This is a genomic window from Hydrogenophaga sp. IBVHS1 (genome assembly GCF_002127265.1).
In the GTDB taxonomy this organism is placed as follows: domain Bacteria; phylum Pseudomonadota; class Gammaproteobacteria; order Burkholderiales; family Burkholderiaceae_C; genus Hydrogenophaga.
In genome coordinates this window covers 1900212-1914217 of the sequence record NZ_NFUU01000001.1, presented here as the reverse complement: position 1 = coordinate 1914217, position 14006 = coordinate 1900212, and the positions used below count along the sequence as shown (strand labels likewise).

Genomic DNA, 14006 nt, shown 5'->3' with positions numbered 1-14006 from the left:
TTCTTTGACTTGTCAACTCGCGTCCCTGTGCGGTTGACCCATTCCCCGGGCAGATTCATCCATGGCGAACAGAGCGCTGTATGTATTGGTGGCCGTGGCCGGCATCGGCCTGGCTTCGGGCGCCGGCTGGTGGTTCCAGAACCGGGCCGCCAGCGCACCCGCCCAGGGCTCAACGGGTCCCGCTCCTGCTGGGCGCGCCGCCGCTGGTGGTGGTCCTCCCAGCGTAGAGGTGGCACGGGTCAAGACCATGCCTCTGCAGGACGATGCGCAAGCCGTTGGTTCCCTCAAATCACGCCAGAGCGTCACGATCAAGCCCGAGACCGCCGGGCGCGTGGCCCGCATCGCCTTCGCCGATGGCGCCCAGGTGCGCCGTGGACAGTTGCTGGTGCAACTGGACGATACCCTTCAGCGTGCCGAACTCAGCCAGGCGCAGGCCCAGCTTTCGATTGCACGCGCAAACCTCAAACGCAACCAGGAATTGGTGGCCCAGAATTTTGTGGCGCAACGCGTCGTGGAAGAAAGTCAGGCGAATCTTCAGGTGGCCGAGGCCCAGGTGGCGCTGGCCGAAGCGCGCATGCAGCGCATGCGCATTGCCGCTCCGTTCGATGGCACGCTGGGCCTTCGCACCATCAACCTCGGGCAGTACGTGGGTGTGGGCGACGACATGGTCAACCTCGAAGACACGTCCCAGCTCAGCGTGGACTTCCGCCTGCCCGAGCGCTACCAGAGCCGCATTGCGCTTGGACAAGGCGTTCAGGTGCAGCTTGACGCCGTACCGGGCAAGAGTTTCGAGGCCAAGGTGCTGGCGGTCGACCCGCTGCTCGACGCCAATGGTCGTTCCATCTCGGTGCGCGCGGCCATGCCTAAAACGTCCAATGTGGACTTGCGGCCGGGGATGTTTGCTCGCGTGCTGATCGTGTTCTCGGTGAACGACAAGGCCCTGGTGGTGCCCGAAGAGGCCATGGTGCCTCAGGCGGGCAAACAGTTCGTCTATGTGGTCGAGGAGCAGGGCCAGGGCGATGCGAAGAAACTGACCTCGCGAAGGGTCGAGGTGGAACTCGGCGTGCGCCGTGGGTCTGACGTCGAAGTCGTCAAGGGCTTGTCGCTCGGGGCCACCGTGGTGGTGGCAGGACAACAACGCCTGCAACGCGACGGTACCGTGGTGAAGGTGGTTGACATGGCCCGCGTGGGTCAGGCAGCTGCCCCTGCCGCGGCAAAGCCCGCCCAGTGAATTTGAACCCGCTCAGGAGTCCTTGTGCAACTGCCTGAAATATCGATTCGACGCCCGGTTTTTGCATCGGTGCTGTCCATGCTCATCCTGCTGGTGGGCATTGTCTCGTTCAACGGACTCACGGTGCGCGAATACCCGCGCATCGACGAACCCACCGTCACGGTGACCACGCGCTTTGCCGGAGCGTCGAGTGAAGTCATTGAGTCGCAGATCACCAAGGTGCTCGAAGACTCGCTGGCGGGCATCGAGGGCGTGGACATCATCACCTCCATCAGCCGCCAGGAGCAGAGCCAGATCACGGTGCGCTTCAAGCTGGAGCGCGACCCCGACTCCGCCGCTGCCGATGTGCGCGACAAGGTCAGCCGCGTGCGCCAGCGCCTGCCGGACGACGTGGACGAACCGACGATTGCGAAGGTGGAGGCCGATGCCACACCCGTGATCTGGCTGGCGCTGAACTCCGACACCATCTCGCCGCTGGAGCTCAGTGACCTGGCCAATCGGCTGATCAAGCCCCGCCTGCAGACGGCACCCGGCGCTGCCGACGTGCGCGTCTGGGGCGAGCGCCGTTATTCCATGCGCATCTGGATCGACCCGGATCGCCTGGCGGCGTACAGCCTGACGGTGCAGGACGTGGAAGACGCGCTGCGCCGCTCCAACCTGGAGGTGCCGGCTGGCCGTATCGAGAGCTCGCTTCGCGAGTTCAACGTGACAGCCGCCACCGACGTGCAGACGCCAGAGCAGTTCCGCGCCATCGGCATTCGCACCATCAACGGGCAGACCGTGCGCATCAGCGATGTGGCGCGTGTGGAGCAGGCACCGCAGGATGAACGCACATCGGTGCGCTACAACGGCCGCGACGCGATCTCGCTCGGCGTGATCCGCCAGGCCACCGCGAACCCGCTGGAGCTTTCCGCTGCGGTGCAGGTCATGTTGCCGCGCATCACGGAAGAATTGCCACCCGGCGTGAGCATCGAGGTGGCCAACGACAACTCCATCTTCATCGACCGCTCCATCAAGGCGGTGTACACAACCATCGCCGAAGCCGCGGTGCTGGTGGCACTGGTCATTTTTGTGTTCCTGCGCACGCTGCGCGCTTCCGTCATTCCCTTGATCACCATCCCGGTGAGCCTGATCGGCTCGTTCGCGCTGATGGCCTTGTTTGGCTTCTCCATCAACACGCTCACGCTGCTGGCCCTGGTGCTAGCCATCGGGCTGGTGGTGGACGACGCCATCGTGATGCTGGAGAACATCTACCGGCACATCGAAGAAGGCATGAAGCCGTTTGACGCAGCCATCAAGGGCGCGCGGGAAATCGGCTTTGCCATCGTCGCCATGACGCTCACGCTCGCAGCTGTGTATGCGCCACTGGCCTTCACACCCGGGCGCACTGGCCGGCTGTTCGCCGAATTCGCGCTGGCGCTGGCGGGTGCCGTGGTGGTGTCGGGTTTTGTGGCGCTCACGCTCTCGCCCATGATGTGCTCCAAGTTGCTGCGCCACGTGGACAAGCCCAGCCGATTCGACCGCTTCATGGAACGGGTGCTGACGGGCGTGAACACTGCTTACGACCGCACGCTGGGTCGCTCCCTGAATGTCCGCTGGCTGGTGGTGGCCATCATGCTCGCCAGCGCCGCCGGCAGCTGGTGGCTGCTGCAGACCACGCGCTCCGAGCTCGCGCCCATGGAAGACCGTGGGGTTGTGCTGGCCAACATCAATGGCCCCGATGGCGCCACGCTCGCCTACACGCGGCGCTACGCCGAGGCGATCGAGAAGATGGCGATGGAGCAGCCCGAGTTCGATCGCATTTTCACGGTGGTGGGCAACCCATCGGTCGCACAGGGCAGTGTGGTGATGCGTGGCAAGGCGTGGGAGGAGCGCGACCGCACCACCATGGAAATTGCCGGCAAGATGGCGCCGGGCATGGCCGCCCTGCCTGGCATCAGCGCGTATCCCATCACGCCGCCCTCGCTGGGCCAGGGCTTTCGCGAGCGCCCCGTGAACTTCATCATCGTCACCAGCGACACCTACGAAAATCTTTCGACCGTGGTGCGCCAGTTCCAGGACCGCATGGCGCAGAACCCGGGCCTGGTGCAGGTGGATACCGACCTGCGCCTGAACAAGCCCGAGATCCGCATGGACGTGGACCGTGAGCGCGCCGCCGATATGGGTGTGAGCGTGGACAACATTGCGCGCACGGTGGAAACCATGCTGGGTGGGCGCATCGTCACCCGCTACAAGCGCGACGGCGAGCAATACGACGTGGTGGTGCAGACCGTCTCGGCCAACCGCAGCACACCGGAGGACATCGACCGCCTGTTCGTTCGCGGTCGGGGTGACGCCATGATTCCGCTCGGTTCACTCGTGACCACACGTGAGGTGGTGGTTCCGCGCGAACTGAACCACTTCGGCCAGCGCCGCAGTGCGTCGATCACGGCCAACATCGCGCCGAGCTACTCGCTGGGCGAGGCGCTCACCTTCATGGAGCAAACCGCCGCAGAAGTGCTGCCGGCCGGGTACGCCACCGACCTCAACGGCCAGAGCCGCGAATTCCGCAACTCCTCCGGCTCGCTGGCGCTGGTGTTCGTGCTCTCGCTGCTGTTTATTTACCTGGTTCTCTCGGCCCAGTTCGAGAGCTTCATCGATCCGCTGATCATCATGCTGTCGGTGCCGCTCTCCATGCTCGGCGCCTTGCTGGCCCTGAAGTTGACGGGAGGCACGCTGAACGTGTTCAGCCAGATCGGGTTGATCACTCTGGTGGGCTTGATCACCAAGCACGGCATCCTGATTGTGGAGTTCACCAATCAGCTGCGCGAGCAGGGCGTGGAGAAGGTGGAGGCGGTCAAGCGCGCGGCCGGCCTGCGCCTGCGTCCGATCATGATGACCACGGGCGCGATGGTGCTGGGTGCATTGCCGTTGGCCCTCGCCACTGGTGCGGGTGCGGAAAGTCGTCAGCAGATTGGCTGGGTGATCGTGGGCGGCATGTCGGTGGGGACCTTGCTCACTATCTTCGTGGTGCCGACCATGTACACGCTGCTGTCGCGCCGCAAGACCCACAAGCCGGCGGAGAAGCCAGTTCGGGAAGAGCCTGCTGGCGCCATTCCCGCCAAGTAGATCGATCCGGCGCAGGGCCACCCCAAGCCGGGCGTGGGGGCTTTTAAACCACGCCGTCAAACATCATCACGTCGACGAGGTCTCCCGGAGCCACGTTGCCCTGCTCATGGTGCAGCACGATGAGGCCGTTGGCCTGAACCATGGAACTCAGCACGCCTGAGCCCTGGTTGCCGGTGATGCGCACGCTGAGGCCGCCACTGGCGCCTCGTGTGACGATGCCGCGCTGGTACTCGGTGCGACCAGGCTTCTTGCGCAGGGCTTCCTCGCTGTGGGCCTGCAACAGCACGGGCTCGCTGGGTGTGCAACCCATGAGCCGCTGCAGGGCAGGGCGCACAAAGGCGAGAAAGGTCACCATCACGGCCACGGGGTTGCCGGGCAGTCCGAACAGCACCGAGGATCGGCCTCCCTCCTGAATGCGTCCGACTGCCATGGGCCTTCCCGGTCGCATCGCAATGCGCCAGAAAGCCACGTCACCCAGCTGTTTCATCATGGCTTTGGTGTGGTCGGCCTCGCCCATGCTCACTCCGCCGCTGGTGATGATGGCGTCGGCGCAGCTGGCGGCATCACGAAACGCGGCTTCGAGCAGCGCGGGTTGGTCGCCCACCACGCCCATGTCGATCACCTCCACGCCCAGGCGGGTGAGCAGGCCGAACACGGTGTAGCGGTTGCTGTCGTACACCGCGCCCTCGCGCGGCGCATCGCCCAGGCTCAGGATTTCGTCGCCGGTAGAAAAATAGGCCACGCGCACACGGCGGAACACGCGCACCGAGGGCAGGCCCAGGCTGGCGATGAGCCCGAGGGCGGCCGGGCCGAGCGTCTGGCCCTGTTTCAGCGCGGGTTGGCCTTCCAGCAGGTCTTCGCCCAGCAGGCGGCGGTTGTCGCCTGCCATCACCACGCCAGGGGGCATTTCAATGTGCTCGCCGTCCACCCGCACGAATTCCAGCGGAACCACCGTGTCGAGTCCCTCGGGCATGATGGCGCCGGTCATGATCTTCACGCAGTCGCCATCGCCCAACTCGCCGCTCCAGGCCTTACCGGCGAAGGCGGTACCCGCCACGCGCAGGCGCAGGGGCTGGCCGGCGCGAAGCTGGCTGCCGGCCAGCGCAAACCCGTCCATGGCCGAGTTGTCGTGGGGCGGCACACTGATCGGCGAGATCACGTCTTCTGCGAGCACCCGGCCCAAGGCGTCGAAAACACCGATGTCTTCGATTTGCGTGACCGGCTCCACCAGTCGGGAAAGAAAGTCGATGACGCTGGCCGCGCTCAGAGATTTGGGGTCGTAGCCCTGCAGTTCGGCCGCAATCTGCTCAATGGACTTCATCCTCTTTCCAGCGCGTGCAGTTCGGCCAGGGTGTTGGCGTTGTAGAAGGCGCGCGGATCGTCACCGGGTTTGTCGAATGCCACCAGTACGGTGCGGTGCTGGGCCGTCCAGTGGTCGATCTTGCGCCCGCCCGCCTGGGTGAAGGCCACCAGGCTCTCCAGCAACCCGCTGCGCATCAGGCAAAACACCGGCTGCGGGCGCAATTGACCGTCCTCCTCCAGCGCTGCGGCCATCGCAATCTCGGTGCTCTCGTCGTCAAACGCCTGAGCCAGCCGCTCGGCCAGATCCAGCGGGAACAGCGGCGTGTCGCAAGGCGCGGTGAGCAGGTAGGGCGACTCGCAGCGCTCCAGACCGGTCATGAACCCGGCCAGCGGGCCAGCGTAGTCGGTCAGCGTGTCGGGCCAGACCGGCACGCCGAAGGCTTCATAAGCGCCCAGGTTGCGGTTGGCATTGATCATCTGCTCGCTCAGCAGGCCGCCTTGCTGCGTCTGAAGCCGCAGCAGGGCGTGCAGCGCCAGCGGCGTGCCGTTGAAGTTTTGCAGCCCTTTGTCGACCCCGCCCATGCGGGAGCCGCGCCCGCCCGCGAGCACGATGCCGGTGATTTCCTGGGAGTTGATCATGAAGTTCTGGTCATCCGCCGATGTAGCTCATTTCCACTCGGCGTTTTTGATGGGTTGAATCGGGCGGCAGGCTCGCTCGCAGTTCCGAGTAGCGGTCGCTGCGTCCCTGCCAGATGGCGGCGATCGCGCTGGCCAGTTGTTCGTCGGTGGCGTTGCCCCGGATCAGGTGGCGCAGGTCGTGCCCCTGGCTGGCAAAAAGGCACAGGTAGAGCTGGCCTTCGGTCGAAAGGCGTGCGCGGTTGCAGTCGCTGCAGAAAGCCTGGGTGACGCTGCTGATCACACCAATTTCTCCGGAGCCGTCCGCATAACCCCAGCGCTCTGCGGTCTCGCCTGGGGCAGAAGGGTCCAGCTGCACCAGCGGCAATTCCCGGTGAATGCGCTGGACCACATCGCTGCTGGGCAGCACCTCGTCCATACGCCATCCGTTGGTGGCGCCCACGTCCATGTACTCAATGAAGCGCAGCACGATGCCGGTGCCCTTGAAGTGGCGTGCCATGGGCAGAATTTCGTGGTCGTTGGTGCCGCGCTTGACCACCATGTTGACCTTGATCGGCCCGAGTCCTGCGGCTTGCGCCGCCTCGATGCCTCGCAGCACGTCGGCCACGGGAAAATCCACATCGTTCATCGCGCGGAAGACAGCGTCGTCCAGGCCATCCAGACTGACCGTGACGCGCTGCAGCCCCGCCGCCTTGAGAGCGGCCGCCTTGCGGGCCAGCAACGAGCCGTTGGTGGTGAGGGTGATGTCCAGTGGCTCACCCTCGACCGTGCGAAGCGCCGCCAGCTGCTCGATGAGGATTTCCAGATTCTTGCGCAGCAAAGGCTCGCCACCGGTGAGACGAATCTTCTGCACCCCGTGCGCCACGAACTGGCGCGCCACGCGGGTGATTTCCTCGAACGTGAGCAGCGAGCTGTGCGGCAGGTAAGGGTAATCTTTGTCGAAGATGTCCTTGGGCATGCAGTAGCTGCACCGGAAGTTGCAGCGGTCGGTCACGCTGATGCGCAGGTCGCGCAGCGGCCGGCCCAGCGAGTCGCCCAGCAACCCGCTGGCTGCGATGGGCTGCGAGGGTATGGCGACAGCTTGCGTGACCAGGCGCTGATCGATCAGGGGAATGACGCGTTCGGACATGCGCCGATTATGGGCGAGGGTACTGGGTGGTGCATGTCGAACCGACATGCCACCACAAGGGCTGAGCGGTCAGGCAGCCTCTGGCTGGCCCACGCGGGTGAACTGCGCGCGGTTGTCGCGCAGCCAGTTTTCCGACAGGTCGCTGCTCTGCTGGGCGGGGTGGAAGTCTTCGCGGAAATACGCGCGCCAGGGCTTGTAGCAGGTCCTCAGCAAGCCTTGGCGCCCAAACATGTGCCGCGCCGCGCTGCGCCAGGTGCTCCAGCGCCACAACGTGCCGTCGTGCTGCAGGTTGTTGACGGTTTGGCGCACGGCGTCCATGAGAAACACCAAGGTGATGCGCCGCATCCACTTCACGCGCCAGGTGTGGCTGCCATCCAGCGCCTGGTACAAGTCGAACGCGGTGCACTTGTGCTCCGCCTCTTCCGCACTGTGCCAGAGCCAGAGTGTCTTCAGTCGGGGTTCGCAGCCGTCGAGCACCTGGTGGTGGGACAGCATCCATTCTGCAAACAGGGCGGTGAAATGCTCGTTGGCGGCGGTGATGGCCAGGCTGTGACGGGGGTCGGTGCCCTCCAGCAGCTTCATGCGCTGATCGGCTCGCGGTGCCCATTCGTTGACGAGGCCATGCTTCTCGATCTGGCCATTGAAGAGGGCGTGAATGCGACGGTGTGTGGCTTCCTGACCAATGAAGCCCTGCACCTCGTCGCGCAGCGCAGATTGCTTCTCGGATGGCAGAGCTTTCAAGCCGTTGCGCACCGAATCAATAAAAAACTGTTCGCCCACCGGGAAACTCATGGACAGTGCGTTGAACCACGCTGTCAGGAACGCGTCGCCCGAGCACCAGTGGCGCTGCACAGGTTGTTCGAGGTCGATCAGAAGTTTGCGTACGACAAGTTCGGTCATGACATCTCGGTCGGTATATGAGCTGGTACCACGCGGTACCAAAGGCTGAATGGTGCCTTGCGCTGGGCGGCATGTCAACCCAGGGCCTAAAATCGCGCCTCATGAAAACCTTGGAATTGCCAGCCGCTGCCGTGCAGAACGACCACCGGAGCCGCCTGCTGGAAGCCATGGCTCACGTGGCGTCCAGCCAGGGGTTTGGCGCTGCCTCGATTGCCGCCGTGGTGGCCGAGGCCGGGGTCTCCAAGCGCACCTTCTATGAGCATTTCACCGGCAAAGACGACTGTTTTCTGGCGCTTTACCGCGCGGCAAGTGGCTCGGCGCTGCGCACGCTGCGCGAGGCGGTGGACCCCACGCAACCCTGGCAGCACCAGGTGGAGCATGCACTGGGGGCCTACCTGGCGCATCTTGCGGCAGGGCCCCAGGTGGTTCGCATGCTGTTCATCGAGATTCACCACCTTGGGGCGGCCGGCGCAGAGGTGAGGCGCGAGGTGATGCAGGCCCTGGCCGACTTCATGCTTCAGACCATTCAGGACTCATCAGCGCTCACGCCCGACATGGCAATGGCGGCGGTGGGTGGTATCCAGGAGCTTGTGTTGCAAGCCATCGAGCGCGGCGAAGCCGCCCACCTCGAACGTCTGACCCCAGGCGCCAGCGCGGTGGTTCGCCTGCTCGCGGGCGCCGGGAAGTAAAACGGCCCGCCGAAGCGGGCCGTTCGCAGTTTCCGTAGATCGATCAGGCGGCCAACGGCAGCAAAGGCACGATCAGAAGGGCCACGATGTTGATGATCTTGATCAAGGGGTTGACCGCAGGGCCAGCCGTGTCCTTGTAAGGGTCACCCACGGTGTCACCGGTGACGGCCGCTTTGTGGGCTTCGCTGCCCTTGCCGCCGTGGTGGCCGTCTTCGATGTACTTCTTCGCGTTGTCCCAGGCGCCGCCGCCGGTACACATGGAAATGGCGACAAACAGGCCAGTGACGATGGTGCCCATCAGCAGGCCGCCCAGCGCCTTGGGGCCAAGGAACACACCGACGAGAATCGGGACCACCACCGGCAGCAACGAGGGAATCACCATCTCCTTGATGGCGGCCGTGGTCAGCATGTCGACCGCCTTGCCGTATTCCGGCTTGGCCGTGCCTTCCATGATGCCGGGGATCTCCTTGAACTGACGGCGAACTTCCACCACCACCGAGCCGGCGGCGCGGCCAACGGCTTCCATGGCCATGGCGCCGAACAGGTAAGGGATCATGCCGCCGATGAAAAGGCCGATGATCACCATCGGGTCGCTCAGGTCGAACCGCACCTGATGGCCGTAGGTTTCGAGCTTGTGGGTGTAGTCGGCAAACAGCACCAGCGCGGCCAGGCCTGCAGAGCCGATGGCATAGCCTTTGGTTACGGCCTTGGTCGTGTTGCCCACGGCATCCAGCGGGTCGGTCACGTCGCGCACGCTGCTCGGCAGTTCGGCCATTTCGGCAATGCCACCAGCGTTGTCGGTGATGGGGCCGTAGGCGTCCAGCGCAACCACGATGCCCGCCATGCTGAGCATGGCGGTGGCGGCGGTGGCGATGCCATAAAGGCCAGCGAGCTGGTAAGAGCAGACGATGGCAACACAGACGAACAGCACGGGCCAGGCCGTGGAGCGCATGGAAACGCCCAGGCCAGCGATGATGTTGGTGCCGTGCCCGGTGGTGGACGCCTGCGCGATGTGCTTGACCGGCGAGTACTGCGTGCCGGTGTAGAACTCCGTGATCCAGACCAGCACAGCGGTGAGCACCAGACCGACGGCGCAGGCGCCGAACAGGCGAAGCTGGCTGCCGGTGGCGGTGATGGCGTTGTCCGGCATGATCCACGCGGTGACGAACCAGAACGCGATCAGCGAGAGCACGCCGGCGATGGCCAGACCCTTGTAGAGCGCAGGCATCACGTTCTTCATGCCGGGGCTGGCTTTCACGAAGAAGCAGCCGACGATGGACGCCAGGATGGACACGCCACCCAGCACCAGCGGATAGAGCACGGCCTGCATGGGCGCTGCAGCCACCATCAGGGCGCCGAGCACCATGGTGGCGATCAGCGTGACCGCGTAGGTTTCAAACAGGTCGGCGGCCATGCCGGCGCAGTCGCCGACGTTGTCGCCCACGTTGTCGGCGATCACCGCCGGATTGCGCGGGTCGTCTTCAGGAATGCCGGCTTCCACCTTGCCCACCAAGTCTGCGCCCACATCAGCGCCTTTGGTGAAAATGCCGCCGCCCAGCCGCGCGAAGATGGAAATGAGCGATGAGCCAAAGGCGAAGCCGATCAGCGGGTTGAGCAGGTTGGCCAGGTTCTTGTCGGGCGTGAGGTTGCCGTTGCCCACCAGGAACCAGAAGAATCCCGCCACGCCCAGCAGGCCCAGGCCCACCACCAGCATGCCGGTGATGGCGCCACCGCGGAAGGCCACGTCCAGTGCTGGGCCGATGCCCTTGGTGGCCGCTTGCGCGGTGCGCACGTTGGCTCGCACAGAGATGTTCATGCCAATGAAGCCACAAGCACCCGAGAGCACCGCACCCAGCACGAAGCCGATGGCGGTGGTGGTACCGAGGAAGAAGCCGATGAGAAGTGTGATGACCACGCCCACGATGGCGATGGTTTTGTACTGCCGGGCCAGGTAGGCCGCGGCGCCGGTCTGGATGGCGCCGGCAATTTCCTGCATGCGGGCATTGCCCGGGTCCTGAGCGAGGATCCAGCTGCGAGACCAGAACCCGTAGATGACGGCCACCAGCCCGCAGGCCAGCGCGAATATCAGCGCACTTTGTCCAACCATGAAAAGACTCCTGCTTGTTTCAACTGTTCGACTTGGAGGGGGCAACGCCTCCGGGGCTGCCCCCGCTGCGTTGCTTCCTCGCTGCCGGTTGCGCTGCGTGAGCAGCGGGCAAACAGGGCGATTGGCCAACGCGTCGAATTTAGCCCCAATCGGCCGAAATGCACGCTTGGCGCGGCTTGAAGTCAGCCTGGAATCAGTAAAATCAGGGTAAATCCTAGGCAGTCGGCTCGCTTTGCGCGACGTTCCGGCTGCCAGGCGTCCATCCGCGCGGGTGGCGCGCTACCGTTTTCAACCAACCTCCACTCGAACATGTCCCTCGACAACGTCACTGCCGGCAAGAACGTTCCTGAATCCTTCAACGTGATCATCGAAATCCCGATGAACGCCGATCCCATCAAATACGAGGTGGACAAGGAAACCGGAGCGATCTTCGTGGACCGCTTCATGAGCACCGCCATGCACTACCCGACCAACTACGGCTATGTGCCCAAGACGATCTCCGGCGATGGCGATCCGGTGGATGTACTGGTGATTACCCCGGTGCCTCTGATTCCGGGTGTGGTGGTGCCGTGCCGCGCCATCGGCATCTTGAAGATGCAGGACGAAGCGGGCGAGGACGGCAAGGTGCTGGCGGTGCCGATCGACAAGGTGCTCTCCATCTACACCCAGTGGCAGAAACCGGAAGACCTCAATCCGATGCGGCTCAACACCATCCAGCACTTCTTCGAGCACTACAAGGATCTGGAGCCCGGCAAATGGGTGAAGGTTCTGGGATGGGAAGGCAAGGATGCCGCGCACCAGGAAATCCTGGACGGCCTCGCCAACTACGAACGCGCGCAGAAGGCCTGAGCCATCAACCGGCGGCGGTCCCCAGATCGCCACGGAACTCGATCTTGCCGCGCACCCGGGCACGCGGGTGCATGTCGATCAGCTCGTCATAACTGGCGTCGCCGATCAGGGTGGCCGAACCGGTGATCTCCAGCGCCTTGCGCGCGATCACGGTGCCGGTCACCTTTCCCTCGATGAACACGTAGTCCGCTTCGAGGCGGGTGTTCTCGATCACACCCGTGGCACCCACATGCAGCGTGCCCCCGGTCTCGAAACTGATGTTGCCGCTCAGGTGGCCGTCCACCTTGATGCCCTGATCCCGCGCCGACTGAAAATGGCCTTCGAATGCCGAACCTTCAGCAATCAGGCTGGTGATGGCATTGAGGCGTTCGCCGGGCACGAGGCGCGAGGGAGTCGGTTGGGGATTCATGGTTTCAGGGCTCCTGACGGGCCGGGGTGGATTCGGTGGATGCTGGCGGCGTGTTGCCCGGTGCGGGCGGTGCGGGCAGGACGGTAAAGCGCGGGGCGCGCTGGCTGGCCTGGGCGGCACTTCGGATCCACGTGGCCACCGATGCGGCCACGACCAGCACGAGCAGCAGGGGCAGGCCGTAGCGCCAGAAGGCCCACACGAGCCAGCGCAAGGCCACACGCCGCCGGCCGACTCGGCGATCGCGCGCCCAGCTGGCTCGCAACGACGCTTGGCGAAGCGCCTCGGCATCGGGACGCGCGGCGCTGGAATCCGAGGGGTCGAACGGCACGGTGCGGATTCACAGCTGGCCTGGCGGCAAGGCGCGTTCCAATGTGGCATTGAGGTCGGCGCCGTTGACCTGGATGCGGCCGTATCGAATGATGCCCTGCACGCGGGCGGTGTCGTGCAGGGACACCTCGCCCTGTCCGGCGTCCAGGATGCCGTCAGTCTGCCCCATCACGGAGATCTTCACGGCCGAGATGTCGCCCTTCACATGCCCAGTCTCGGTGACCACCACTGCCGCCTCGGAGCCCGGCGCCTGAGCGAGGTTTCCCTCGACCACGCCCGCAATGCTGCAGGGTCCGCGCAACTGTGCATTGCCCGTGAAGTGCATGCCCTCGGCGACCATGCTGCGGGAGGGCAGGCCTTCGATGGCGTCGGTCAGCACCACCGGTTTCATCTGGGGCGGACTTCCATTCCCCGTGGAGGGGAGGGCATTGCCGAACTGAACCTGCATGGACTGCCCATAGGGCGTCGGCAAGCTGGGCGGGTACGCCGTGGCGGTGGGGTCGAAATCGGGAGCCTGATAGGAGTCGTTCATAGGTGGCGGTGATGGGTGCAGGGTGGGATCAGGCGCGGTCTTTCAGAACCGGATTGTTGCCGCCGAGTTTGAGCGTCTTGAACGGGCCTTGCAAGCTCGCGCCTTCATAGAGTTGCAGGCGGCGCGCCAGCAAGGTGCCGGTGGAAACGCCAGTCTTGGACACATAGGCGGCGCCTTGGCATTCCAGGCTCGTGTCATTCGGGCCGCCGCCGTTGGCGCCGAGCTGTCCGAACAGATAGAAGTCGCCATCCACCTGCACGCGCCCGCGCACCACGCCACCGGTCCAGATGATGAGGCGGCCGCGCACCCGAATGTTGCCGGCAATGGCGCCTTGCACCAGCAAGCCACCCTCGAATTCAAGCTCGCCGCTGAGCAAACTGCCCGCGGCCACCCGATTGATCACGTACATCGCGATCGGATCGATGGTGAGGGTGTCTTGCAGCGGGGTCGGTTCCATGGTTAGGCTACTTCGGGTAGAGCGCTGGCGACCCAGAATGCGGCCGAGGCCAGCAAGCACAAAAGACCGAAAAGAGCGATCCACAAAGCATGGCGCTCCAGGCGGCGACGCCAGTCGCCGGGGCGCTGGCGAGGGCGGCCTGACGTCGACGCGCCATGCCCGAGCAGCACCCACTCCTGCCAGAGCACGCTCAGCTTTGAATCGCCGGTGGAGAAATCGACGTCGAGGCCCTGGGCTGCCAGGCGCTCGGGGCCCTGCTGGCGACCCAGCAACACCGAGACGGGTGGTCCCACGATGGTCTGCGTGAAGAAGGCGTCCGTGTCGTCCATC

14 protein-coding genes are annotated in these 14006 nt (G+C 64.7%); 4 read left to right on the top strand and 10 right to left on the bottom strand.

The window, feature by feature from the left end:
- Nucleotides 1-61 precede the first annotated feature (61 nt).
- Together CAP37_RS09080 and CAP37_RS09075 are read left to right on the top strand one after the other, a co-directional pair.
- On the top strand, nucleotides 62-1231 hold the full coding sequence (locus tag CAP37_RS09080; RefSeq protein ID WP_086123869.1) for an efflux RND transporter periplasmic adaptor subunit: 1170 nt from the start codon (nucleotides 62-64) through the stop codon (nucleotides 1229-1231).
- Nucleotides 1232-1255: 24 nt separating this feature from the next.
- Complete coding sequence (locus CAP37_RS09075) at nucleotides 1256-4339, top strand: efflux RND transporter permease subunit (protein ID WP_086123868.1); 3084 nt, start codon at nucleotides 1256-1258, stop codon at nucleotides 4337-4339.
- A 43-nt stretch (nucleotides 4340-4382) separates the two neighbouring features.
- Here CAP37_RS09075 and glp read toward each other — a convergent pair whose 3' ends face one another.
- From glp to CAP37_RS09055, 4 genes are all read right to left on the bottom strand, one after another.
- Nucleotides 4383-5660, bottom strand: a complete 1278-nt coding sequence (gene glp / locus CAP37_RS09070) for a gephyrin-like molybdotransferase Glp (protein WP_086123867.1) — start codon at nucleotides 5658-5660, stop codon at nucleotides 4383-4385.
- Nucleotides 5657-6280, bottom strand: coding sequence for a molybdenum cofactor guanylyltransferase MobA (gene mobA / locus CAP37_RS09065; RefSeq protein WP_086123866.1), 624 nt, complete (start codon nucleotides 6278-6280; stop codon nucleotides 5657-5659). The genes glp and mobA overlap by 4 nt, the downstream gene beginning before the upstream one ends.
- Before the next feature lie 10 nt (nucleotides 6281-6290).
- Complete coding sequence (gene moaA, locus CAP37_RS09060) at nucleotides 6291-7406, bottom strand: GTP 3',8-cyclase MoaA (RefSeq protein ID WP_086123865.1); 1116 nt, start codon at nucleotides 7404-7406, stop codon at nucleotides 6291-6293.
- 69 nt (nucleotides 7407-7475) lie between these two features.
- Nucleotides 7476-8306 carry a metal-dependent hydrolase gene (locus CAP37_RS09055; protein ID WP_086123864.1) on the bottom strand — a complete coding sequence of 277 codons (831 nt, stop codon included), beginning with the start codon at nucleotides 8304-8306 and terminating at the stop codon, nucleotides 7476-7478.
- Between the two features lie 101 nt (nucleotides 8307-8407).
- Between CAP37_RS09055 and CAP37_RS09050 the strand changes: the two genes are divergently transcribed.
- Nucleotides 8408-8995 (top strand): TetR/AcrR family transcriptional regulator, encoded by a 588-nt coding sequence (locus CAP37_RS09050; protein ID WP_086124902.1) that lies wholly within the window; start codon nucleotides 8408-8410, stop codon nucleotides 8993-8995.
- 43 nt (nucleotides 8996-9038) lie between these two features.
- Here the strand turns inward: CAP37_RS09050 and CAP37_RS09045 are convergent, their stop codons facing one another.
- On the bottom strand, nucleotides 9039-11102 hold the full coding sequence (locus CAP37_RS09045; RefSeq protein WP_086123863.1) for a sodium-translocating pyrophosphatase: 2064 nt from the start codon (nucleotides 11100-11102) through the stop codon (nucleotides 9039-9041).
- A 309-nt stretch (nucleotides 11103-11411) separates the two neighbouring features.
- On the opposite strand from CAP37_RS09045, the gene ppa reads away from it, so the two are divergent.
- Nucleotides 11412-11951: an inorganic diphosphatase gene (gene ppa, locus CAP37_RS09040; protein ID WP_086123862.1), complete on the top strand. Its 540-nt coding sequence runs from the start codon at nucleotides 11412-11414 to the stop codon at nucleotides 11949-11951.
- A gap of 4 nt (nucleotides 11952-11955) precedes the next feature.
- Here the strand turns inward: ppa and CAP37_RS21705 are convergent, their stop codons facing one another.
- The 5 genes from CAP37_RS21705 to CAP37_RS09020 are packed head-to-tail and all read right to left on the bottom strand — an operon-like array spanning nucleotide 11956 to nucleotide 14005.
- Entirely contained in the window at nucleotides 11956-12360 is a 405-nt protein-coding gene (locus CAP37_RS21705) for a polymer-forming cytoskeletal protein (protein WP_179190173.1), read from the bottom strand.
- Between the two features lie 4 nt (nucleotides 12361-12364).
- Nucleotides 12365-12688, bottom strand: coding sequence for a hypothetical protein (locus CAP37_RS21700; protein WP_179190172.1), 324 nt, complete (start codon nucleotides 12686-12688; stop codon nucleotides 12365-12367).
- Nucleotides 12689-12697: 9 nt separating this feature from the next.
- Nucleotides 12698-13219, bottom strand: coding sequence for a polymer-forming cytoskeletal protein (locus CAP37_RS09030; RefSeq protein WP_086123860.1), 522 nt, complete (start codon nucleotides 13217-13219; stop codon nucleotides 12698-12700).
- Nucleotides 13220-13247: 28 nt separating this feature from the next.
- Nucleotides 13248-13676 (bottom strand): polymer-forming cytoskeletal protein, encoded by a 429-nt coding sequence (locus CAP37_RS09025; RefSeq protein ID WP_086123859.1) that lies wholly within the window; start codon nucleotides 13674-13676, stop codon nucleotides 13248-13250.
- A gap of 2 nt (nucleotides 13677-13678) precedes the next feature.
- Nucleotides 13679-14005, bottom strand: a complete 327-nt coding sequence (locus CAP37_RS09020) for a hypothetical protein (protein ID WP_086123858.1) — start codon at nucleotides 14003-14005, stop codon at nucleotides 13679-13681.
- Nucleotide 14006: the final 1 nt, after the last annotated feature.